Here is a 23638-nt window from a genome sequence, read left to right as displayed (position 1 = left end):
ATGGCGCCATGCACGGGCGCCGGTGTGGCTCTTGCGCGTCGGAGAGAATCCATGAGCGTGCCGACTCACGAAGTCCTCATCGTCCACCCCAACGAGATGCGTCGCAACGCGTTGAAGTCCGCGTTGAACGCGCACCGGGTCTCAGTGGTGGGCTCGCAGTTGGAAGCCGCGCGGCGCATGGAGTCGACCGCGCCCACGTTGATCATCGCGCCGCCGGACAACGCGCGGCGCTTCCTGCGCCACGTGGACCGCGCGGCGCCGGAGGCCGTCTGCGTATTCGTCTGCGCCCGGTCGGATCAGCTCGGGCTGGAGGAGCTGGTGGAGACGGCCGCGGAGGGGCACGTCTTCAGCACGGTGGACGACGCGCTGACGGACGGCGAGCTCCAGACGCGCCTGCGCGACATCCTCCAGTTGCGCGCGTCCACGCGCGTGTCGCTGGATGCCGGGATGCGCGTGGACTTCCGCCTGCGCGGCCAGGCCTTCAGCGCGGAGTGCCAGGACCTGGGCCACTTCGGCGCCGCGCTCCAGGTCCCCATGGACGCGTCCCTGGCGGCCTTCCTGCCGGGCACGCCCCTGGACTCGCTGACCATGCTGCGCGATGGCCGGCCGGTGCTGCACGTGGCCCGCGCCTACGTGCGCCACGCCACCCCCGTCCAGCAGGGGACGCACGCGTTCCTGCGCGTGGGCCTGTCCTGGCGGCTGGCCCAGGACGAGTCCACCACCGCCCCGCCGCGCACGCTGCGGGACGCGGTGGCGGTGCAGGCCGCGCTGCGCAAGGCGCTCCGGCGCGACCTGCCCGTGTGGCTGCACCCGATGGACAGCCAGACGGCGCACTTCCTCCTGGAGTCCGCCACGGTGGATGCCTCCGACGAGCGGGGCCTGTTGCGCGGGCAGGTGTCCTCGGCGCTGCCCTCCAGCGTGGGCGAGGTGGTCCACCTCTCCTTCGAGATGGGCGGCCAGCGCTACCGGGGCGTCACCAGCATGCTCCACGTGGGGCCGGACGGCGTCGCGCTGGGGATGCCCCGCTCGCTCGCGGTGGAGAACCGGCGGGGGCAGCAGCGCTTCCGCCCCAGCGCGCAGCATCGCTTCCTCGTGCGCTTCACCTCCCCGTTCAGCGGCCAGCGCATCACCCGCGCGGTGCTGGACCTGGGCGCGCGCGGGTTCGCCTTCCCCATCGACGCGTCGTGCGAGGTGCTGCCGGTGGGCTCGCTGCTGGACACGATGCTGCTGTTGCCGGACGGCTCGGAGGTGGCGTGTCGCGTGGAGGTGCGCTCGGTGGACGTCGTGCCCTTCGAGTCCCGGCATGAACAGCGCCTGAGGCCCTACCGCTGCGGCGTGCGCATCCTGGACATGCCGCGCGCGGTGCGCGACGCCATCGTGGACGCGTTCGTGTCCGCCAGGGCGCCCCAGGTCCGCGACGGCGCCGTGTTCCGCTTCCCGGACGTCTGGCGGATGATGGAGGAGGCCCACTACACCTTCCACCCGGACCACCCCTTCGGCGAGGAGTCCCGCGTCCTGCCCGTGCTGGAGCAGACGTACGAGCGGCTGAGCCGCGCGCGCGAGCTGGGGCGCTCGCTCGTCTTCACGGACGCGCGCCGACTGTTGGGGCACGTCAACGGCCTGCGCATGTACTCGGGCACGTGGCTGGTGCAGCACCTGGCCGTGATGCCGGGCTTCCGCCGCAGCGAGCAGATCTCCAGCGAGCTCACGTCGCTCGCGGTGGAGGTGGGCGAGGCGATGGAGGACGTGGAGTTCATCCGCTACATGTGGCGCACCGACAACCGGTGGCCGCACCGGCTGGGCACGTGGCTGGCGCGCGTGCTGGAAGGGCAGGGGCTGTGCCACCTGCGCCAGTTCCACTACCTGCGCGCGGACCTGTCCCAGATGCCCTCCGCGGACGCGGGGGCGCTGCCGGCCGTGCGCGAGGCGGGCCCGGAGGACCGCCAGTGGCTGGAGTCGTACCTGCGCCGCAAGGGGGAGATGGTGCGCCTGCTCAGCGAGGACTTGGGCGCGGACCGCGGCTCCGAGTCCGTCCTGGGTGAGCGCTTCCGGGCGGCGGGGCTGCACCGCGAGCGGCGCGTGTTCGTGGTGGATGGGGAAGAGGGCCCGCTCGCGCTGGCGCTCCAGGACGAGGCCTCGCCGGGCCTGAGCCTCATTGAAGTCACCAACGGCTTCAACCTGGTGGTGGCGGACCGGCAGCACCCTCGCGCGAAGGACGCGGTGGCGGCGCTGGCGCTGCGGTGCATGGCGCACGCGCGCGAGCGGGGCCGTACTTCCGCGCTGGGCCTGGTGGACGCGCAGGACGTGCCCGTGCTGGCCCCCTGGGGCTTCGTGGACCAGGGCCTCTTCTCCGAGTGGACCTTCCACCGCTCCATGGTGCGCCGCTGGTGCGAGGCCTGGCGCTCGCTCTTCGAGCGGCAGATGCCCATGCGGCGGCCCCGGCGCCGGGCGTCCACCCAGGCTCCCGAGGCTCCCGACGCTCAGACGTCCGTCACGAAAGAGGAGGCGCGCTGATGTACCTCATGGAATCCGCGGAGGAGTCCCGCCGCCTGCTGGAGCAGGAGCAGTCCCAGGACACGCGCGCCGTCCTGCTGCGCACGGGCCTTGCGCCGGGGACGCGCGCGCTGGACGCCGGCTGCGGCCCCGGCGGCATCGCCGAGTTGATGGCGGAGCTGGTGGGGGAGGGCGGCCACGTCACCGGCGTGGACCTGCACGAGGGGCGCGTCGCGGAGGCGCGGACACGCAACGCCCACCGGCCCAACGTGACGTTCCTCCAGGCGGACGTGCGCACCACGGGCCTGCCGCCGGACGCGTTCGACTACGCCTGGAGCCAGTACGTCTTCGAGTACCTGCCGGACCGGCACGTCGCGCTCGCGGAGCTCATCCGCGTGACGCGGCCCGGCGGGCGGGTGGTGGTGTCCGACATCGACGGGCTGGGCTTCCAGAACTGGCCCTTCCCGGAGCACCTGCGCGTGGGCACGGAGCGCATCGTGGAGGCCCTGGCGGCGCGCGGGTTCGACCTGTATGTGGGCCGCAAGCTGTATTCTGAGTTCCGCCGCGCGGGGCTCACGGACGTGCGGGTCCACCTGATGCCCTTCTACCTCTCCCCAGGCGCCGCGGAGGCGCGGCTCGTGCGCGACTGGAAGACGCGCTTCGAGGCGCTCGCGCCGGTGGGCGCGGCGGCCCTGGGCGGGATGGAGCCCTACCAGGCGCACTGCGCCGACTTCCTGGCCATGCTCGAGGACCCGGAGGGACTGAAGTACGCGGTGACGCTGGTCACCGAAGGAACGAAGCCGTGACCCAACGCCTGCCGGCGGTGAAGGTGCAGGACGTGTCCGCGGACAACGCCCCCGAGGTGAGCGTCCGCGCCACGTCCACGCTGCTGCTCTACTTCGAGCACCGCTTTGGCGCGGACCGCCTGGCCCGGGTGTGGCGCGAGCAGGGGTTCAGCCTGGGGCTGGACTACATGCGCCAGCCCACCAACTACATCTCGCTGCGCTTCCTGGAGCGCGTGGCGGCGGCGCTGCGCGAGGACTCCGGCGACTCGCGCTTCATGCGCGAGGCGGGCCTCTTCACCGCGTCGCCGCAGGCGCTGGGCTTCGTCTTCTACATGCTGCGCGCCTTCGGCTCGCCCAAGGCCTGCTACAAGCAGACCATCGACTTCTCCCCCAGCTACAACCGGGTGGGGGCGTTCACGGTGGACCTGCTGGAGCACAAGCGGCTCAAGCTGTCCTACCGCAGCAGCATCCCGGAGCAGAGCCGCAACATCTGCGAGCTGCGCATGGGCCAGTTCGCGTCCTTCCCCACCATCTGGGGCCTGGCGCCCGCGGAGGTGCGGGAGACGGAGTGCCAGGTGCTGGGCGGCCACGCGTGCCGCTACCACCTCACCTGGACGGACCCGCCCGCGCTCTGGGGCCACTACCTGGGCCTGCTGCTGGGCATGGTGAGCGGGCTGCTGGCCACGCACCTGGGCTGGGGGGACGCGCTCTTCTCCGTGGCGTCGCTGGGCACGGGCGGCTTCGCGCTGGGCGGCTGGCTGGACCGGCGGCGTGAAATCAAGCGCAAGGACGAGCTGCTCGCGGCGCAGGCCCAGGCGAACATGGGCTCGCTGCGGGAGCTGCAGCAGCGCTACGACGAGGTGTTCGGCAGCAACGTGCAGTTGGAGGACCGCGTCGCCGCGCGCACGCGCGAGCTGTCCGAGGCCAACGAGAAGCTGGAGGCGGCGCTCGTCAAGCAGCGCGAGCAGGACCGGCTGAAGACGGAGTTCTTCGACAACGTGAGCCATGAGCTGCGCACGCCGCTCACGCTCATCCTGCTGTCGCTGGACGCGCTCCAGAAGGAGCCGGAGTCGCTGCCCGCGGTGGTGCGGCAGCACCTGGTGACGCTGGACCGGAGCACGCAGCGGCTGTTGCGCCTCATCGACAACCTGCTCAACCTGGCGCAGTTGGAGGCGGGCAAGGTGCGGCTGCGCTACCAGCCGGTGGAGCTGCACGCGTTCCTGTCCTCGCAGTTGTTGCCCTTCCGCACGGTGGCGGAGAAGCAGGGGCTCACCCTCACGCTGGAGGGCGGGCCGGTGTCGCCGGTGCACGTGGACGCGGAGCGCATCGAGGGCGTGTTCCACAACCTGGTCTCCAACGCGCTCAAGTTCACCCCGGCCGGCGGCAGCATCGCGGTGCGGCTGCGCGAGGACGACACGGACGTGCACGTGGAGGTGGTGGACACCGGGCAGGGCATGGCGCCCGCGGACCTGGCCGTCATCTTCGACCGCTTCGCCCAGGCGGACACGACCGGCACGCGGCGCTTCGGGGGCAGCGGCATCGGCCTGGCGCTGGTGAAGGAGACGCTGGAGCTGCACTCGGGCGGCATCGAGGTGTCGAGCACGCCGGGGCAGGGCTCCAGCTTCCGCGTGCGGCTGCCCAAGGGCACCCAGCACCTGCGCGAGGACCTGCGCGAGCGCCGCGCCACGGACCTGCCCACGCGCCGCGAGCGCCGCAGCTCCGGCCGCTTCGCCACCGTGCTGGCCGCCACCGTCGCCGGGGCGCAGCGCCCCACGGAGCCGCAGGACCACACGCGCGCGGACGCGAAGGCCCCCCGCATCCTGGTGGTGGAGGACGACGCGGAGATCCGCGCCTTCATCGCGGACATCCTCGCGCCCAGCTACCGGGTGCTGGAGGCCACCAACGGCGAGGAGGGCGTGCGCCGCGCGCTGGAGGAGCGGCCGGACCTGGTGGTGTCCGACGTGATGATGCCGGTGCAGTCCGGCCTGAACCTCCTGGTGCAACTGCGCGCCCACGCGCAGACGGTGGACCTGCCCGTCATCCTGCTCACCGCGCGCCAGGAGGTGTCCGCCAAGGTGGAGGCCCTGGGCGCGGGCGCCAACGACTACCTGGGCAAGCCCTTCAGCCCGCGCGAGCTGCTGGCGCGCGTGGAGACGCAACTGCGCCTGCGCGAGGCGGCCGTGCGCGCGGCGGAGAACGAGCGGCTGGCGGCCATCGGCCTGCTCACCTCCGGCTTCGCGCACGAGGTGCGAAACCCCCTCAACGGGCTGATGAACGCGCTCGTCCCGCTCAAGGACTTCATGCAGGGCAAGCAGACGGGGGGGGACCCCGACCTGGGCCCCGCGATGCTGGAGGTGATGGAGGAGTGCGGCCAGCGCATCCGCCACCTGGCGGAGTCACTCCTGTCCTTCGTGCGCACGGCGGAGAAGCCGGTGGCGGTGCGGCTGGACACGGCGCTGGACTCCACGCTCAACGTGCTGGGCTGGCGCGTCCCCCCGGGCGTCGTGGTGGAGCGCGCCTACCAGTGCGCGGAGCCCATCTGGGGCGACCCGGGCACCCTCAACCAGGTGTGGCTCAACCTGCTGGACAACGCCCTGCGCGCGGTGGGCGACGCCGGCCGCGTGCTGGTGGAGACGGCCCAGCAGGGCGACGAGGCGCTCGTCACCATCGAGGACACCGGCGTGGGCATCCGCCCGGAGGACCTGGAGCGGCTCTTCCAGCCCTTCTTCTCCACCCGCGCCGCGGGGGAGGGCACGGGCCTGGGCCTGGCGCTCAGCCGGCGCATCGTCTTGCAGCACGGGGGCCGTATCCACATCACCAGCCAGATGGGCAAGGGCACGCGCGTGGAGGTCCGGCTGCCCCTGCGCCCCGCGCACGCGGAGCCCCTGGCCTCCACCCCCACCACGGGTGCGAGTCGCGGCCGCTGGTCGCGGCGCCTGGGCTGACGCGCCCGGACACGAACGCGGGGGGCTGAAGGGCCGCTCGCGCAGGGGGCGGGAATTCCCAAGGACGCGGGGTGTCCTCTGTCCTCGCCGGGGGCGGGACTCCTGTTACAGTCGCGCGACTTTTCGTTCCCCCCCACAAGAATCCGTTCGAGGAACTCACGGCATGCAAAGCACCGTCGCCGCGGGCGAGGCCCGCAAGGGGCATCCCCCGGGCCTCTATTTGTTGTTCGCCACCGAGATGTGGGAGCGCATGTCCTATTACGGCATGCGCGGCCTGCTGGTGCTCTTCCTCACCGACAAGGTGCGGGGCGGGTTTGGCTGGTCCACGGCGGATGCGCTGGGCCTCTACGGCACGTACACGGGCCTCGTGTACCTGACGCCCATCCTGGGCGGCTACATCGCGGACCGCTTCATCGGCCAGCGCAAGGCGGTGATGCTGGGCGGCGCGTTGATGGTGATAGGTCACCTGCTGCTGGCGCTCCCAGGCGTCTCCATCTTCTACGCGGGCCTGGGCTTCCTCATCATCGGCAACGGCTTCTTCAAGCCGAACATCTCCACCATGGTGGGCGGGCTGTACCCCGCGGGTGACGGCCGGCGCGACGGCGCCTTCACCATCTTCTACATGGGCATCAACCTGGGCGCGGTGCTGGGCAACTTCATCTGCGGCACGCTGGGTGAGCGCGTGGGCTGGCACTGGGGCTTCGGCTCCGCCGGCGTGGGCATGACGCTGGGCCTGCTCATCTTCATGGCGCTGTCGAATCGGATGCTCGGCAACGTGGGCCTGGCGCCCGCGCCGCGCCCCACCGAGGCGCAGACGACGACGCCGGACGGCAAGCACCACGCCTTCTCCCGCGAGGAGTGGGACCGCATCATCGTCATCTTCATCATCGCGCTGTTCGTGGTCGCGTTCTGGACGGGCTTCGAGCAGGCGGGCGGCCTGATGAACCTCTACACGGACCAGAAGGTGGACCGGACCATGTTCGGCTGGGAGGTGCCCACCACCTGGTTCCAGAACTTCAACTCCGTCTTCATCGTGACGCTGGCGCCCCTCTTCGCGGCGGTGTGGAGCTCGCTGGCGGCGAAGGGCAAGGACCTGAGCATCCCGGTGAAGATGTCCCTGGGGCTCATCTTCCTGTCCGTCGGCTTCGCCTTCATGCTGGGCGCCTCCAAGGAGAGCGCGGCGGACGGCAAGGCGGCGGCGTGGTGGGTCATCATGGCGTACCTCTTCCACACCATGGGCGAGCTGTGCCTGTCGCCGGTGGGCCTGTCCATGGTGAGCAAGGTGGCGCCCCAGCGCGTCGTCTCCGCGATGATGGGCGTGTGGTTCCTGGCGAACGCGGTGGCCAACAAGCTGTCCGGCGTGCTCGGTGGCTACTCGGAGAAGATGGGTGAGTTCAGCGTGTTCCTCACCATCGTCATCGGCGCGGGCCTGGCGGGCGTCATCCTGCTGTTCCTCGCCCCCATGCTGAAGCGGATGATGCACGGCACGGACGAGGTCACGCCCGCGGCGCCGCCCGCGCACCAGCAAGGCACCGTCCACCCGGCCACCTGAGCCGCGCAGGGCAGTCTTGCCGGGACACGAACGCCGGAGCGCCCCCAGGGTGCTCCGGCGTTTTCATTGGCGCCGGGCGGGCCCTGCACGCCCGCTCCCGCGTGGGTATCGATTCTGGAGCCCATGCGGATCCAGATTGGAAAGAGCCGCTCGGCGGACTGCATCGCCGCCGCGCGGGAGGCGAGCCAGGAGGCGCTGCGAGGCGCGGACGCCCCCACCTTCGCGCTCGTCCTGTGCACGGACCAGTACGACGCGGTGGCGCTGGCGTCCGCGGTCCGCGACCAGTTGGGGGCCATCCCCTGGGCCGGGTGCTGCGCGGCGGGCGTCTTCGCGGGGACGGAGCTGCTGCTCCAGGGGCTGGTCATCGCGCTCTTTCGCGGCGACGACTTCCGCGTCGGCGTGGGCATGGGCGGCCCCGTCAGCGTGAGCCCGCGCGCGGCCGGGCGCGCGGCGGTGGCCGAGGCCGTGGGCAGGCTGCCGCCCAAGCCCCCCGGATACCGGCGCACGCTGTTCGTCCTGCCGGACGCGCTGAGCGGCAACTCGACGGAGGTCGTGCGCGGGGCCCAACAGGAGGCGGGCGCGGGCATCCGCTGGGCGGGGGGCGGCGCGGGGAACAACCTCCGGTTCGTCAAGACCGCCCAGTTCATGCAGGGGCATGCCTACGAGGACCAGGTGGTCGTGATCGCCTTCGACGCCCGGGAGCCCTTCGGCGTGGGCATCCAGCACGGCTGGTCCCCGTATGGTCCGCCCTCGCAGGTGACGAAGGCCCGGGGCTCGACCGCCGTCGAGCTCGACTACGAGCGCGCCTTCGACGTCTACCGGCACACGGCCGAGAGCCGGGGGGACGCCCTGGATGCGCGGAGCTTCCCCCGCTTCGCGATGACGCACCCGCTGGGGATTCCCCAGGCCAATGGCGAGTTCGTGATCCGCGACCCGCTGTCCGTCGAACCCGACGGCTCGGTCCGCTTCATCGCCGAGGTCCCGGACGGCTCCCTGGTCCGCGTGATGGAGGGCAGGCGCAGGGACCTGCTCGACGCCGCGGGCAGCGCCGCCACCCTGGCGCGGGAGGCCACCTCCGGCACGTTGGGCGGCGCGGTGGTGTTCGATTGCGTCTCCCGCTACCTCGTCCTGGGGGAGGGCGTCCGGGAGGAGCTCTCCCGGTTCCAGGACGCGCTCGGAGAGGAGGTGCCGCTCGTGGGGTGTCTGACGCTGGGCGAGGTGGGGGCCATGGGCGGCGGGGTCCCCCAGTTCCACAACAAGACGGCGGTGGTGGTCGCCCTGCCCGGGTAGGGGAATGAGGTGGCGCATGGCGGACCCCGACGCGGACCACAAGCTCACCGAGGAGCGGCTCGCGCTCTTGAGCGTGCTCCAGGAGCTCACCGTCGCGGCGCTCGACCTGCTCAACCCCTACAAGCCCGCGGACGACTTCCTGGACCGCGTCGCGGAGCGGCTGGGCTGCGCGGTGGCCCTCTGGCTCCAGCCGGACGCGCGGGGGCAGGTGGGCCTGTTGGGCGCGAGCGGCCTGTCCTCGGCCTCCCGCCAGCTCCCGATTCCCGCGCTGCCCCCGCGCCCGGGGCCGCCGGGGCCGCCGCGGGTCGACCTGCCCTATCCGGAGCTGGCCTCGCCGGGGCTCGTGCGGTGGTCGGTGCCCATCGACGACGCCGGGGCCCCGTCCAGCATGCTGCTCCTGTACTTCGACCGCGAGCCGCACCTGCCGCGGCAATACCGGGGCATGGTGGAGCGGCTGGGCGGCGTGCTGCACACCGCGCTCGTCCACCGGCAGCTCTTCGCGCGCACCCTGGACAGCGAGCGCGCGCTCCAGCACGAGCGGGACTTCAGCTCGGCGGTCCTGGACACGGCGCGCGCGCTGGTCATCGTCCTGGATCCCCAGGGGCGCATCGTCCGCTTCAACCGGGCGTGCCAGGAGGTGACGGGCTACTCCTTCGAGGAGCTGCGCGGCGCGCGCTTCTGGACGCGCCTCCTGCCGCCGGACGAAGCGGCGCGGGTGGAGGCGCACTTCGCCGTGCTCGCGTCCGGGCGGGGGTTCGAGCAGTACGAGAACGACTGGGTGACCCGCGAGGGCGAGCGCCGGCTCATCGCCTGGTCCAGCAACGTGCTGCGAGGCGAGTCCGGGGCCATCGAGTACGTCATCAGCACCGGCATCGACATCACCGAGCACCGCCGGGCGGAGCAGGAGCGCGACCAGACCTTCCAGCGCGAGCAGCAGGCGCGGGCCCGCGCGGAGCAGCAGGAGGGGCGCTCCGCGCTGCTGGCGGAGGCGTCCGGGCTGCTCACCGGCTCGCTCGCCCCCGAGGACGCGCTGCGCAGCGTGGCCGAGCTGACCGTCGAGCGGTTCGCGGACTGGTGCGCGGTGGACCTGCTGGACGGGGGGCACTCCTTCCAGCGCATCGCCGAGGCCCGCTCCGACGTGCTGCGCGCCACCGCGCCCACGCGGATGTACTGCGCGCTGCCGGACCTGGAGGCCCCGCACGGTCCGGGCAGGGTGCTGCGCCTGGGCGAGCCGGAGTTCTGCCCGGAGGGGTGCGCCTCCATGTCCCTGGGGTGCGTCCGGGACGGGCAGGGCCTGTCCGAGGTGGTCGAGTTCCAGTCGTGGATCTCCGTGCCGCTGCTCGCGCGGGAGCACGCGCTCGGCGCGCTCACCCTGGCCCGCATGAAGGGCGGTGACCGGTACGGCCCGGCGGACTTCGCGCTCGCGCAGGAGCTGGCCCGCCGCGCGGCCATGGCCCTGGACAACGCGCGCCTCTACCAGCAGGCGCAACTGGCGGTGGGCCTCCGGGACGAGTTCCTCTCCATCGCCTCGCACGAGCTGAAGACCCCGGTCACGTCCCTCCAGCTTTCAGTGCAGGGGCTGATGCGCCTGGCCCGGGCGGGGGCGCTGCGCACCGCGCCGGTGGAGAGCGTGACCCACTCGCTGGAGGTCATCGAGCGTCAGGCGAAGCGGATGGCGAAGCTCGTGAACACCCTGCTGGACGTCTCCCGCATCCATGCGGGGCGGCTGGAGCTGGAGTTCGAGGAGGTGGACCTGGCCGCGCTGGTCCGGGACGTCGCGGCGCGCTTCGCCCCGGAGCTGGCCACGTCGGGGACCCGGCTCCAGCTCCACGCCGACACGGCGATGCCGGGCGTGTGGGACCGCTCGAGGTTGGATCAGATCGTCACCAACCTGCTCTCCAACGCCATCAAGTACGGCGAGGGGAGGCCCATCGAGGTCCGGGTGGCGGGGGACGCCGTGACGGCCCGCCTGGAGGTCCGGGACCAGGGCATCGGCATCCCGGCGGAGCGGCACACGCGCATCTTCCGTGCCTTCGAGCGCGCGGTGTCGTCCCGCCACTACGGGGGGCTGGGGCTGGGCCTCCACATCGTGAACCAGTTGGTGGAGCGGCTGGGCGGCTCGGTCCGCGTCGAAAGCGAGGCGGGGCAGGGCGCCACCTTCACGGTGGAGCTGCCCCGCCGGGGGCCCCATGCGGCTGCCCCGGCGGAGCCGAACGCGCGGCTGGGGCCTTAAGCCGGCTTGGGCTCCACCGCGGGGTTGCGGCCGTCCATGGGGGCCTGCGCGTCCGTCTGGTAGTAGTCGCGCACCACGTAGCGGCGGGCCACCAGCGCCATGCCCACGCCGGCCACGGCCGCCAGCGCCGCGTAGAAGAAGAACTGCGCGGAGCCCGTGAAGACGTTGAGCGCCGCGGCGATGGCCACCGCCACGTTCGCCAGCGTGTTCGTCACCAGCCACACGCTCTGGATGGTGCCCTTCATCTCCCGGGGCGCCTGCGTGTACGCGAACTCCAGGCCCGTGGTGGACACCAGGATTTCCGCCACCGTCAGCACGATGTACGGCAGGAGCTGCCACGCGATGTTCAGCGTCGTCCCGCCCTCCATGGCCACCTGGAAGAAGCCCGCGATGACGAACGACGCGGCGCCAATCACCAGGCCCAGCGGCATGCGCCTGAGCGGCGTCAGCTCCCAGCCCGCGCGCTGGAAGGCCGGGTACACCACGGCCGTGAGGAAGGGGATGAGCAGCATCACCAGCATGGGGTTGATGAACTGCATCTGGCTGGGCTGGAACACGATGCCGCCCACGTTGGGGTCCATGGACCGCGCCTGCACCACCCAGGTGGACGCCTTCTGATCAAACAGCATCCAGAAGAAGGGCACGAAGGGCAGCATCAGCGCGGACACGCGGAACACCGCCTTCACGCCCTCCACGGCCTCCGCCGGGTGCTCCGCCTTCGCCCTGTCCAGCCAGGTGCCGCCCGCCGCGTCCTTGCCCCGGAACGCGCTGCCCAGCACCTTGAAGAACGAGTGCGGGTTGGGGCCCGTGGGCGGCACCAGCACGTAGTGCTTGCGGCCCGCCCAGAAGATGACCGTCGCCAGGAACATCAGGATGCCCGGCACGCCGAAGGCCACCGCCGGCCCGTAGTTCTTCATCAGCAGCGGGACGAACAGCGACGCGAAGAACGAACCGAAGTTGATGGTCCAGTAGAAGATGGCGAAGACCTTCTTCACCAGGTGCTTGTTCTTCTCCGAGAACTGGTCGCCCACCATCGCGGACACGCACGGCTTGATGCCGCCGGAGCCAATCGCGATGAGCGTCAGGCCCGTGTAGAAGCCCGTGGCGTTGTCCTCGAAGAGGGCCAGGCACGCGTGCCCGCCGCAGTACACCAGGCTCAGCACGAAGATGGTGTGGAACTTCCCGAAGAAGCGGTCCGCCAGGTAGCCGCCGATGAGCGGGAAGAAGTACACCCCCGCCATGAACAGGTGCATCAGGCTCTTCGCCTGGGCCTCCCGCGCCCCTGTCTCCGGCACGTGCGTGCGCAGGAGGTAGTCGATGAAGAACACCGTGAGGATGTTCCGCATCCCGTAGAAGCTGAAGCGCTCGCAGGCCTCGTTCCCGATGATGTAGGGAATCTGGGGCGGGAAGCGCTGGGAGGTGGGGGCGGTCGAGGTCTCGGCCATGCCCCCACCCTACCGGGGCCCCTCAGGCCGCGTCCACGCGCTTGCCGATGCGGGCCCGGCGCGCCTTGCCCAGCACGTGCTTGAGGTAACGCCCGGTGTGGCTGGCCTCCACCCGGGCCACGTCCTCCGGCGTGCCGGTGGCCAGGATGTTGCCGCCGCCCGAGCCGCCCTCCGGCCCCAGGTCGATGAGCCAGTCCGCGCTCTTGATGACGTCCAGGTTGTGCTCGATGACGAGCACGCTGTTGCCCGCCTCCACCAGCCGGTTGAGCACGGAGAGCAGCTTGCGGATGTCCTCGAAGTGCAGGCCCGTGGTGGGCTCGTCCAGGATGTAGAGCGTGCGCCCGGTGGCCACCCGGGCCAGCTCGCGGGCGAGCTTGATGCGCTGCGCCTCGCCGCCGGACAGGGTGGGGGAGGGCTGGCCCAGCCGCAGGTAGCCCAGGCCCACGTCGGTGAGCGTGGTGAGCACGCGCATGATGTCCTTGTGCGCGCCGAAGTGGTCCACCGCCTCGCGCACGCTCAAATCCAGCGTCTCCGCGATGTTCTTGCCCTTGTAGCGCACGCGCAGCGTCGCTTCGTTGAAGCGCTTGCCGTTGCAGACCTCGCAGGGGACGTACACGTCCGCCAGGAAGTGCATCTCCACCAGCTTCACGCCGTCGCCTTCGCACGCCTCGCAGCGCCCGCCCTTGATGTTGAAGCTGAAGCGGCCCGGGCCGTACCCGAACGTGCGGGCCTCCGGCGTCATGGCGAACACCTCACGGATGGCGTCGAACACCTTGGTGTACGTGGCCGGGTTGCTGCGCGGCGTGCGGCCAATGGGCCGCTGGTCGATGTCGATGACCTTGTCCAGGTGCTCCAGGCCCTTGATGGACTTGTGCTTGCCCATGGGCTCGCGGCTCTCGTAGAGCGCGCGCGCCAGGGCCGGGTAGAGGATCTCGTTGATCAGCGTGGACTTGCCCGCGCCGGACACGCCCGTCACCGCGGTGAAGATGCCCAGCGGGATGTCCGCGTCCACGTTCTTCAGGTTGTTCTCCGTCGCGCCCACGATGGAGATCTGATGCTTGGGGTTCACCGGGCGGCGCGTCTCCGGGATTTCAATCTCCTGGCGGCCGGACAGGTACGCGCCGGTGAGGCTCTGCTCGTCCGCCATCACCTGCCGGGGCGTGCCCTGGGACACCACCTGCCCGCCCAGCTCGCCCGCGCCGGGGCCGAAGTCCACCAGGTAGTCCGCCTCCTCCATCGTCTCCTCGTCGTGCTCCACGACGATGACGGAGTTGCCCAGGTCGCGCAGCCGCTTGAGCGTGGCCAGCAGCTTGCCGTTGTCACGCTGGTGCAGGCCAATGGAGGGCTCATCCAGGATGTAGATGACGCCCGTCAACTCGCTGCCCATCTGCGACGCCAGCCGGATGCGCTGGCTCTCACCGCCGGACAGCGTGGACGCGGTGCGGTCCAGGGTGAGGTAGCCCAGGCCCACGTCCACCAGGAAGGACAGGCGGCTGCGGATCTCCTTGAGCAGCTCCTGGGCGATCTTCTCCTCCTGCGCGGAGAGGCCCATCTGCGTGAGGAACGTCCGCGCCTCCGTGATGGTCATCCGGCTCAGGTCCACCAGCGTGCGCTGGTGCACCTTCACCGCGCGGCTCTCCGGACGCAGGCGCTCGCCCTTGCAGGACGGGCAGGGCTTGTCGCTGAAGTACTTCTGCAGCTCCGCCTTGCGCGCCTCCGACGTCGTCGTCTTGAAGTTGCGCATGGTGCGGGCGAGCAGGCCCTCCCACTCCATGTCGTACTGGCCGTTGTCGCCCCACTGCACGGTGAAGGACTTGCCCTTCGCGCCGTTCATCAGGACGTCCTTCTCCCGCTTCGTCAGCTTCGCGTACGGCACGTCCAGGTCGATCTTGAACGCGGACGCCAGGCTCTCCACGAAGTCCGCCGTCCAGCCCTCGCCGCGGTTCATGCCGCTGGCCCACGGTTCAATCGCGCCGTCGCGGATGCTGCGCGTCGGGTCCGGCACCAGCAGGTCCGGGTCCATCTCCGGACGCGTGCCCAGGCCGTTGCAGTCCGTGCACATGCCCAGCGGGTTGTTGAAGGAGAACGACGCCGGCGTCAGGTCCCCGAAGGACAGGCCGCACGCGGGGCACGCGTTCAGTTCGCTCATCACGCGGTCGGACGCGAGCGTGCCCTTCTCGTCCGTGATGATGAGCGTGCCCTTGCCCTCGCGCAGCGCGGTCTCCACGGAGTCCGTCAGGCGCGTGCGCAGGTCCGGCTTCAACACCAGCCGGTCGATGATGAGCGCGATGTCGTGCTTGGACTTCTTGTCCAGATCGATGCGCTCCTCCAACTCGCGCACCTTGCCGTCCACGCGCGCGCGGGAGAAGCCGCGCTTCTGCGCCTCCGCCAGCAGGTCCTTGTGCTCGCCCTTGCGGTTCGTGACGATGGGCGCCAGCACCTGGAGCTTGGTGCCCGCGGGCAGCTTCATGATCTCATCCACGATCTGCTGCGCGCTCTGCTTGCCCACCTTGCGGCCGCAGTTGGGGCAGTGCTGCACGCCGATGGAGGCGTACAGCACGCGCAGGTAGTCGTGCACCTCCGTGACGGTGCCCACCGTGGAGCGGGGGTTGTTGCTGGCCGCCTTCTGCTCGATGGAGATGGTGGGCGACAGGCCCCGCAGCGTGTCGTAGCGGGGCTTCTCCATCTGCCCCAGGAACTGGCGCGCGTAGGAGGACAGGCTCTCCACGTAGCGGCGCTGGCCCTCCGCGTAGAGCGTGTCGAACGCGAGCGAGCTCTTGCCGGAGCCCGACACGCCGGTGAACACCACGAGCTTCTTCTTCGGGATGTCCAGGGAGACGGTCTTGAGGTTGTGCTCCCTGGCACCGCGGATGGAAATGACGTCGGGCTCGGACATGGGGGCGCGCTTTATCACTGAAAGGGTGTTCCGGTGCACGCAAAGGCGCAGCACCGGAGGGGTTCAGCGGAAACACGCGAAGCCGCCGCCCGCATCCCCACAGCCGGACGGGCACGCGGCCGTCCTGCGCGCGGCACTCCTCCCCTCTGGAAGTCGCACGGCCCCCGAGGGTGAGGGGTCGGTGTGGCATCGACCGTTTGTGAAGCTTTTGCAGTCGCTTCCACGAAACGTGGAATCCCCTGCTTTACCCGTTAAATGCCGTTCCCCAGCGTGAGCGCCCGTTTGCCGTGTTGGCGGTGTGACGGCGCCTCGTTGGGACGTTCAGGCACCAGGGTTGCACCTTTCTACGCCGACCGGATCCACGTGCAGTGCTGTGTGGGGGGACACCGGCGCCGTGTGTAGGAAAGGCGGGACTCTGTATGCGTGGACTCCGATGGCGGGTGTTGGCGTTGGTGGTGGCGGTGACGGCGTGTGAGCGGCCCACTTCACAGCAGGCACGCACGGGCTTCGCGGCGAGGCCGGAGCTCCTGGAGTTCGGCCCCGCGGCGGTGGGGCGCACCAAGTCCATGAAGCTGCGGCTGGCGAACCAGGGGCGCGCGTCGTACCGCGTGGAGGGCGCGCGCTCGTCGCTGCCCAACGTCAGCGTCCCCGCGTTCGAGCCCTTCACGCTGACGGCCGGCGCGGAGCACGAGCTCGAGGTGCGCTTCTCGCCCGACGTGGAGGGCGCGGTGCAGGGGCAACTGGAGCTCTTCACGGACGCGTCCGGCGGCGCGGCGACGCAGGTGCCCGTCAGCGGGCGCGGCGTGAAGGCGCTGGTGGAGGTGCCGGAGGCGGCGCTCGACTTCGGCAACGTGAACCTGGGGCTGGTGGAGATGCGCGAGGTGACGGTGCGCAACCCCTCCGACGTGGAGAGCCCGCTGGTGCTGTCGGTGGAGGGCGCGGACAAGGACGAGTTCTCCGCGGGCGCGGGGCTGCCGTCCACGCTGGCGCCGCACGAGACGCGCAAGGTGCCGGTGGCCTTCAGCCCCGTGCGGCTGGGCAACGCGGAGGCGGAGCTGCACGTCGCCGTGTGTGACGGCTGCGAGCCCGCGACGGTGCGGCTGACGGGCATGGGCGTGGCCGGCGCGCTGGAGGTGACGCCGCTGCGCGTGGACTTCGGCCGCGTGGCCGTGGGCGCCACCGCGGAGGAGCGCATCACCGTGCGCAACCTGGGCTCCGAGCCGCTCAGCTACAAGGGCGCGTCGCTGCTGGAGGACCCGTCCGGCGTGTTCAAGGTGGTGAGCGCGCCCGCGCTCCCCAACGACGTGCTGGCGCCGGGCGCGGTGGTGGAGCTGCGCGTGGCCTTCACGCCCACGGTCGCCGGCCGGGTGCGCGACGGCCGCGTGGAGGTGTCCGTGCGCAAGCCCCGGACGACCTCGCCGGGCCCCAAGGTGACGCTGACGGGCGAGGGTGGCGCGTCGTGCGTGGAGGTGACGCCCTCGCACCTGGACTTCGGGCCGGTGGCCTTCGGCATGACGGCCACGCGCGAGGTCACCGTGAACAACCACTGCCGCGAGGAGACCACCGTCACCGGGCTCCACCTCACCACGCAGGCGGGGGGCTACTTCACGCTCGCGCAGCCGCCGTCCAGCCAGCCGGTGGCGCCCGGGGGCACGCTCAAGGTGGGCATCACCTTCAGCCCCCGCGCGGGCGTGGGCAGCGCGAGCAGCGGGCAGTTGGCGGTCACCTCCACCCAGCGCACCTCCAGCGCCACGGACGGCGTGACGCTGTCGGGCGAGGGCAGGACCTTCGCGCCGTGCGAGTACGCGCTGCCCTCGGTGCTGGACTTCGGCCAGGTGCCGGTGGGCTCGGAGGTGGCGCTGGGGGTGACGTTGCGCAACACCGGCACCCAGGCGTGCTTCCTGGCGGGGCTCCAGCTCGCGTCCGGGTCGGACCCCGCCTTCCGCGCGGCGACGGTGGCCAACAGCGTGCTGGAGCCCGGCAAGAAGGCCACGCTCCTCGTGCGCTTCCGCCCGCCGGCGGAAGGGGAGTACCAGGGGCTCGCGGAGGGCTGGGTGAGCCACCCCACGCGCGGCCACCCGCTGGTGAACCTGGTGGGCCGGGGCGTGCAGGGGTGCTTCTCCGTGCAGCCCACCACGGTGGACTTCGGCATCAGCCGGCTGGCGTGCGGCCCGCGCACCCGCGACTTCATCGCCTACAACGACTGTCCGGGGGAGGTGAGGGTGACGGCCATGAAGCTGGAGCAGCCGGGCCAGGAGTTCGCCGTGTCCGGCGCGCTGCCGGCCGCCATTCCCGCGGGCGGGCGCGTGACGCTCACCGCGAAGTACGCGCCCGTGGAGGAGGGCGAGGACGCGGCGACGGTGCGCTTCACGCTGAAGGACGGCGCCGTCTACAGCGCGGGGCTCGTGGGGCGGGGCCTGGCGAAGACGGACCAGACGGACCGCTTCGTCCAGCAGTCGGAGTCGCGCGTGGACGTGCTCTTCGTCGTGGACAACTCGGGCTCCATGATGGAGGAGCAGCAGAGCCTGGGGGAGAACTTCGCGGCCTTCCTGTCCCAGGCCACCGCCGCGCAGGTGGACTACCGCATCGGCGTCACCACCACCGGCCTGGATCCGTCCCCGGGCGGCTGGTCCGAGTGCCCCGGCGGCGCGCTGGGCGGTGAGAACGGGCGCCTGTTCCCCGTGGACGGCTCCAGCCCGCGCATCATCACGCCGGAGACGCCCAACGCGGCCGGCGTCTTCGCCACCAACACGCACGTGGGCGTGTGCCACTGGAACGAGCAGGGCCTGGACGCGGCCTACCGCGCGCTGTCGGATCCGCTGCTCTACGACCTGGACGACCCGCGCACGCCCCAGGCCAACGACGGCAACGGCGGCTTCCTGCGCGAGGACGCGAAGCTGGCCATCATCGTCCTGTCGGACGAGGAGGACTTCAGCACCCAGCCGGTGTCCTTCTACGAAACCTACCTCCTGGCCCTGAAGGGGAACGACCCCACCAAGGTCAGCTTCAACGCCGTGGTGGGCCCGGACGACCTGAGCACCTGTACCACCTCCAGCAGCTCCGGCACCCGGTACATGGAGCTGGCCCGCAAGCTCAACGGCGTGGTGGACAGCATCTGCACGCCCAACTGGGCCGCGTCCCTGGAGAAGCTGTCGGAGAGCGCCTTCGGGCCCAACCGCGCCTTCCCCCTGTCGGAGCTGCCGGAGGACCCCGGCGCCATCGCCGTCCGGGTGGACGGGCTGCCCGTCACGGACGGCTGGTCCTATGACGCGCGAGCCAACGCCGTCGTCTTCGACCGGCTGCGCGCCCCGGCGCCGGGCTCCGTCGTGGAGGTCACCTATCCGCTGGGCTGCCCGTAGCCCAAGGCGGCCATTCGTCCGTCACTGGAAAGTGACCGGGGCGGATGACTCGACAGGGCGGGGCGGGAGGCCTTGAGTGAAGGACATGCCGCAGGACTCCCTCCTCGTCGCCGCGCTGGGTGACATCCATGGCCGCTTCCACCGGGTGGAGGCGTGGCTGGACGCGCTGGAGGCGGCGCGCGGCCGGCGGGTGGACCTGGTGCTGGCGGTGGGGGACGTGGAGGCCTTCCGCCACGCGGACGACCACCGGCGCAAGGCCGCCAAGCGCTCCATGCCCGCCGAGTTCGCCGAGTACGCGGACGGCATCCGCCGCGTGAAGCGGCCGCTGTACTTCATCGGCGGCAACAACGAGGACTTCGAGGCGCTGCACGACCTGCCGGACGGCGGGGAGCTGGCCCCGGACGTCCACTACCTGGGCCGCGCGGGCCTGCGCACCCTGGGCCCGTTGCGCGTGGCGTACCTGTCCGGCATCCACGCGCCGCGCTTCATCGACCAGCCGCTGAAGCGGCCCACGTCGCTGGATACGGCGAAGCAGGCGGGCTACTTCCGCGCGCCGGAGGTGGAGCGGGTGGCCGCGCTGCGGGACGTGGACCTGCTGCTCGTCCACGAGTGGCCCCGGGGCATCGTGCAGAAGGCCCGCGACGAGCGCCTGGCCCCCTCGCGCCCGCTGCCCTCGCCGTGGATCGGCAACCCGGTGACGCGCAGGCTGGTGGACACGGTGCACCCGAAGTGGGTGCTCTGCGGCCACTCGCACAAGCCCTTCGCGGTGGCGCTGGACTCGCACGGGCGCACGCTGTCGCGCGTGGCGTGCCTGGACCAGGCGGCCCATCCGGACACCGCCGTCTTCTGGCTGGAGTTCGAGGGGCGCGAGGCCCAGCGCGCCGGCTGGGGCGTCTCCGGCGCCGCCACGTGGCAGGCGGGACAGCGCTGGGGGCTGCACACGCTGCCGCCGCTGGAGGCGCCGGACGGGCCGGGCAGCGTGCCCGCGGACAACGGCGCTACAGCCTGACGACCTCCAGGCCCTTGCGCGGCAGCTCCACGCGGAACTCCGTGTAGGGCCCGGCGCCGGAGAGCACCTCCACGCCGCCCTGATGCGCGTGGATGATCTGCTGGACGATGAAGAGCCCCAGGCCCAGCCCCTCTCCCCGGCCCCGGCGCTGCTGGCCGCCCCGGAACGGGTCGAAGAGGAAGGGCAGGAGGTGGGCGGGGATGACGCCCACGTTGGTGACGGTGAAGCGCAGGGCGTCGTCGCGCGTGCCGTCCACGGTGATGCGCACCGGCTCCGCGGCGTCGCCGTGCTGGAGCGCGTTGCCGATGAGGTTGGAGGCCACCTGCGCCAGCCGGTCCGCGTCCCAGTCCCCCACGAGGTCGCCGTCCTGCCGCACCTCGATGCGGTGGCGGGGCCAGGCCGTCTGGTGCTCCTGCACCATGCGCTGCACCAACTGCCCGAAGTCCGTCTCCCCCCGGCGCAGCGGAATCCCGCCCGCCAGCCGCGCGCGCGCCAGGTCCAGCACGTCTTCAATCATCCGGCCCATGCGCTTGCCGGCGGCCATCATCCGCGTGGCCGTCCGCTTCACGGCCTCATCGTCCGAGCGGCGCTGGAGCAGGTCCGCCGCGGTGAGGATGGCGGAGAGGGGGTTTCTCAAGTCGTGGCCCAGCACCGCGGTGAACATCTCGTTGAGTCGCAGGGTCTCCGCGAGCGTGTCCAACTGCTGCGCCAACTGCTGCTTCTGGCGGTGCATCTGGAAGAAGACCTCCGCCTTGGCGCGCAGCGCGTGGGCCTCCAGCGGCTTGTCGAGGAAGTCCACCGCGCCGGCCTCGTAGCCCTTGAAGGTGCGCCAGGGGTCGCCCCCGCCCGTGGTGACGAAGATGATGGGCACGTCGCGGGTGCGCTCGGAGCCGCGCATCAGCTCCGCCAGCTCGAAGCCGTCCATCTCCGGCATCTGCACGTCCACGAGCGCGAGCGCGAACTCATGCAGGAGCAGCAACTCCAGCGCCTCCGCGCCGGAGCGGGCGCAGTGCACCTCCACGTCGTCACGCCGCAGCACGGCGGAGAGCGACAGGAGGTTCTCCTCCAGGTCATCGACGAGCAGGCACTTCACCCGGGAGGCCACGGGCAGGGGCTCCTTGCTGAGGACGGACAGGTCAGATAGCACCGCCATCTCCCCATGCCCGGATGACGGCGGGCATCTGTTCAAGAGGCAGCACGAAGACCACCGCTCCAGCCGCGAGCGCCGCCTGGGGCATGGTGGGCGAGCGAGCGGTGTCGGGCGCCTGCACCAGGGTGACGCCGCCCCGCCGTCTCACCGCCTGGAGTCCCAGCGCCCCGTCCGCGTTGGCGCCCGAAAGGATGACGCCGCCCAGGCGCGCGCCATAGACCGCGGCGGCGGATTCGAAGAGCACATCGATGGCGGGCCGGGAGAAGTGGACGGGGGCGTCCATGGACAGCGCGAGCAGGGGCCCCTTCGCGTCCCGGTCCACGAGCAGGTGGTGGTTCGGGGCCGCGAAGGAGACGGTCCCCGGCTGGATGGGCTGCTTGTCCCCCGCCTCGTGCACCGGCAGCGCGCACCGTGGGGTGAAGACCTCTGGCAGCAGGCTGGGGAGGCCGCGGGGCAGGTGCAGGACCACGAGGACCGCGGGCCGGAAGTCCGAGGGCAGCGCGGGCAGCAGGTGCTTCAGGGCACCCACCCCTCCCGCGGACGCGCCAATGACGATGGCGTCGACGCGGCCAGCGGGCGGAGCGGAGCGCGCGGTGGGCATGGCGGTTGCGTCCTTTCCTTGGCGCTTCTGGTAGAGCCGGACCTCGGGGACGACGGGGTGAACGAGGCCTCGTGCGAGGAGAGGCGCAGCGACTCGCGCGCACCCAGGCCCAGGAACCCCTTGTGACAGAGCGACTCCGCGAACAACCCCAGCGCGCGCTCCTGCAGCTCGCGGTTGAAGGAGCTGAGCACATTGCGGCACGACAGGAGCAGTACCGCCGCGAAGACGCTGTCGGTGGCCAGGCCGTGGCCCGAGAGGACGATGCGCCCCCTGAGCGAGCGGTCGAACACCGCGCCGCCGTACACGGCCGTGCAGGAGTCCGGCAGAGACGTGCGCGCGCCGGACAGCCGGTGGTTCTGGGTGAAGGAAGCGATGCGGCCCACCGCGTACACGCCGGCCTCCGCGCGCTGGGGTTGATGTCCGTGGCGTAGATGAGCGTGCGCTCCAGGAGCCCCTCCTCGCGCGGCAGGATGGCGAGCGACCAGGCCTCTTCCCCCGTGCTGCATCCGGCGACCCACACCTTGAGCGACGGGGAGGTGCGCAGCACCGGCACCACGTGCTCGCGCAGGTTGCGGAAGTAGGACGGGTTGCGAAACAGCTCGCTCACCTGCACGGTGAGGAAATCCAGCAGCGAGGGTTCGTGAAGCATCCGGTCCTGGAGCTGGGACAGGGGGGCGCGGTCGAAGCGCTCGGCGGCCTGGGCCAGCCGGCGATTGAGGGAGGACTCCGCGTAGCCGCGGAAGTCGTAGTGGTATTTCAGGTAGAGCGCTACGAGCAGCAGCCGCGGCTCGATGTCGAACTCCTTCGTCGCCACGTCGAGCATGCGCGGCCCCACCCCTTGGGCATCCAGACGCGCAGGAGCGACAGCAGCTTCTCCACGTCGAGCGGCTTGGCGATGGAGTCATTGGCGCCAGCCTGGAGGCACCTCTCCTGGTCGTCGCGCAGGGCCTTCGCGGTGAGCGCGATGATGGGCAGCTTGCGCCAGGCCTCGTGCTTGCGGATTTCGCGTGTGGCGGTGAGTCCGTCCATCTCCGGCCTCATGATGTCCATCAGCACCAGGTCCACGGAGAGCTGGGCAGGGCCAGGCTCTTCGTCAAGAGGGCCAGGGCCTCCTTGCCGTTGCGGGCGATCTCCACCTTCGCGCCCCGGGGCTCCAGCTCACGGGAGAGGGCGAAGATGTTCAGCACGTCGTCCTCCACCACGAGGATGCGGCGGCCCTCCAGCGTGGACTCGCGGTCACGCGCGGCCTGGAGCATGCGCGAGTGCTCCGGCGGCAGGCGCGACTCCACCTGGTGCAGGAACAACGTCACCTCGTCCAGAAGCCGCTCCGGGGAGCGCACGCCCTTGATGATGGAGCGTGAGAAGCGGCGCAGCGGATGCTCCTCGTCGAGGCTGAGCGCGTGGCCGGTGTAGACGATGACGGGAGGGAAGGAGACGGCCTCCTCGGCGGCCATGCGCTCCAGGAGGTCCTGGCCGCTCAAGTCCGGCAGGTGCAGGTCCATCCCCATGCAGTCGAAGGTGAACTCGCGCAGGCGCTGGAGCGCGTCGCGCGCGGTGGCGACGCACTCCACCTCCACGTCCTCCATCGCCGGCAGCTTCTGGAGGCTCTCGCGCCCGGGCCCGGCTTACGCAAACCTGTCCGACAGTCGGACCAGCTCGCACCGAGCGAAGCCCGATGGCACATGCCCCGAGGAGCGCAGCGACGAACGGCAACGTCGTGCATGCATGGGCACGAAGTTGGAGCCTCGAGCAGAAGCACCCGCCCGAGCCAGTCTTCCAAGAGCCTGTCCAACTGTCAGAGCGGTTCGCACCGCACGAAGTGGGGGACGCACGTCTCGCGGAGCGCAACGTCGTCCATGCAAGGGCACGACGTTGGGTCC

The 23638-nt window shown here is 71.3% G+C and carries 16 protein-coding genes and 1 pseudogene; 9 read left to right on the top strand and 8 right to left on the bottom strand.

Features of this window, described 5'->3' with window-relative positions; translation table 11 throughout:
• Positions 1–51: 51 nt before the first annotated feature.
• The 6 genes from K8612_RS05075 (at position 52) to K8612_RS05050 (ending at position 11298) form a co-directional block, all read left to right on the top strand.
• Complete coding sequence (locus K8612_RS05075; protein ID WP_223761413.1) at positions 52–2514, top strand: PilZ domain-containing protein; 2463 nt, start codon at positions 52–54, stop codon at positions 2512–2514.
• A complete protein-coding gene (locus K8612_RS05070; RefSeq protein ID WP_223742610.1) occupies positions 2514–3299 on the top strand; it encodes a methyltransferase domain-containing protein in 786 nt (261 codons plus the stop codon). Before K8612_RS05075 ends, K8612_RS05070 begins: the two co-directional genes overlap by 1 nt.
• Positions 3296–6223: an ATP-binding protein gene (locus K8612_RS05065; protein WP_223761412.1), complete on the top strand. Its 2928-nt coding sequence runs from the start codon at positions 3296–3298 to the stop codon at positions 6221–6223. The genes K8612_RS05070 and K8612_RS05065 overlap by 4 nt, the downstream gene beginning before the upstream one ends.
• Positions 6224–6386: 163 nt before the next feature.
• On the top strand, positions 6387–7775 hold the full coding sequence (locus K8612_RS05060; RefSeq protein ID WP_223761411.1) for a peptide MFS transporter: 1389 nt from the start codon (positions 6387–6389) through the stop codon (positions 7773–7775).
• Positions 7776–7898: 123 nt separating this feature from the next.
• Positions 7899–9065, top strand: a complete 1167-nt coding sequence (locus tag K8612_RS05055) for an FIST signal transduction protein (RefSeq protein WP_223742607.1) — start codon at positions 7899–7901, stop codon at positions 9063–9065.
• Positions 9066–9081: 16 nt separating this feature from the next.
• Positions 9082–11298 carry a GAF domain-containing sensor histidine kinase gene (locus K8612_RS05050; protein WP_223761410.1) on the top strand — a complete coding sequence of 739 codons (2217 nt, stop codon included), beginning with the start codon at positions 9082–9084 and terminating at the stop codon, positions 11296–11298.
• On the opposite strand, the gene K8612_RS05045 is transcribed toward K8612_RS05050, so the two are convergent.
• Positions 11295–12743, bottom strand: a complete 1449-nt coding sequence (locus tag K8612_RS05045; protein ID WP_223761409.1) for a POT family MFS transporter — start codon at positions 12741–12743, stop codon at positions 11295–11297. The two genes, K8612_RS05050 and K8612_RS05045, sit on opposite strands and share 4 nt — an antisense overlap.
• Before the next feature lie 22 nt (positions 12744–12765).
• Positions 12766–15639: an excinuclease ABC subunit UvrA gene (gene uvrA / locus K8612_RS05040; protein ID WP_223761408.1), complete on the bottom strand. Its 2874-nt coding sequence runs from the start codon at positions 15637–15639 to the stop codon at positions 12766–12768.
• Between the two features lie 419 nt (positions 15640–16058).
• Here uvrA and K8612_RS05035 point away from each other — a divergent pair, with 419 nt between their 5' ends.
• The gene (locus K8612_RS05035; RefSeq protein ID WP_223761407.1) at positions 16059–18998 is read left to right on the top strand and encodes a choice-of-anchor D domain-containing protein; all 2940 of its coding nucleotides are present in this window, start codon (positions 16059–16061) and stop codon (positions 18996–18998) included.
• An 85-nt stretch (positions 18999–19083) separates the two neighbouring features.
• A complete protein-coding gene (locus K8612_RS05030) occupies positions 19084–20007 on the top strand; it encodes a metallophosphoesterase (protein ID WP_223742602.1) in 924 nt (307 codons plus the stop codon).
• On the opposite strand, the gene K8612_RS05025 is transcribed toward K8612_RS05030, so the two are convergent.
• The 3 genes from K8612_RS05025 to K8612_RS05015 are packed head-to-tail and all read right to left on the bottom strand — an operon-like array spanning position 19997 to position 22048.
• A complete protein-coding gene (locus K8612_RS05025) occupies positions 19997–21160 on the bottom strand; it encodes a hybrid sensor histidine kinase/response regulator (RefSeq protein ID WP_223761406.1) in 1164 nt (387 codons plus the stop codon). The two genes, K8612_RS05030 and K8612_RS05025, sit on opposite strands and share 11 nt — an antisense overlap.
• A complete protein-coding gene (locus K8612_RS05020) occupies positions 21144–21758 on the bottom strand; it encodes a chemotaxis protein CheB (RefSeq protein ID WP_223761405.1) in 615 nt (204 codons plus the stop codon). Before K8612_RS05020 ends, K8612_RS05025 begins: the two co-directional genes overlap by 17 nt.
• Positions 21674–22048, bottom strand: a complete 375-nt coding sequence (locus K8612_RS05015) for a CheR family methyltransferase (protein WP_223742730.1) — start codon at positions 22046–22048, stop codon at positions 21674–21676. Before K8612_RS05015 ends, K8612_RS05020 begins: the two co-directional genes overlap by 85 nt.
• Here K8612_RS05015 and K8612_RS05010 point away from each other — a divergent pair.
• Complete coding sequence (locus tag K8612_RS05010) at positions 22020–22175, top strand: hypothetical protein (RefSeq protein WP_223761480.1); 156 nt, start codon at positions 22020–22022, stop codon at positions 22173–22175. The two genes, K8612_RS05015 and K8612_RS05010, sit on opposite strands and share 29 nt — an antisense overlap.
• 46 nt (positions 22176–22221) lie before the next feature.
• On the opposite strand, the pseudogene K8612_RS05005 reads toward K8612_RS05010, so the two are convergent.
• From K8612_RS05005 to K8612_RS04995, 3 genes and pseudogenes are all read right to left on the bottom strand, one after another.
• Positions 22222–22407: pseudogene (locus tag K8612_RS05005) on the bottom strand (CheR family methyltransferase); the annotation flags it as partial.
• Positions 22408–22526: 119 nt separating this feature from the next.
• Positions 22527–22808 carry a response regulator gene (locus K8612_RS05000; protein ID WP_255671358.1) on the bottom strand — a complete coding sequence of 94 codons (282 nt, stop codon included), beginning with the start codon at positions 22806–22808 and terminating at the stop codon, positions 22527–22529.
• Positions 22808–23344 (bottom strand): response regulator, encoded by a 537-nt coding sequence (locus K8612_RS04995; RefSeq protein WP_255671357.1) that lies wholly within the window; start codon positions 23342–23344, stop codon positions 22808–22810. The genes K8612_RS05000 and K8612_RS04995 overlap by 1 nt, the downstream gene beginning before the upstream one ends.
• Positions 23345–23638: the final 294 nt, after the last annotated feature.

Source organism: Corallococcus sp. AS-1-6, assembly GCF_020037015.1.
Lineage (GTDB): Bacteria > Myxococcota > Myxococcia > Myxococcales > Myxococcaceae > Corallococcus.
This window is presented reverse-complemented; position numbering and strand designations above follow the sequence as displayed.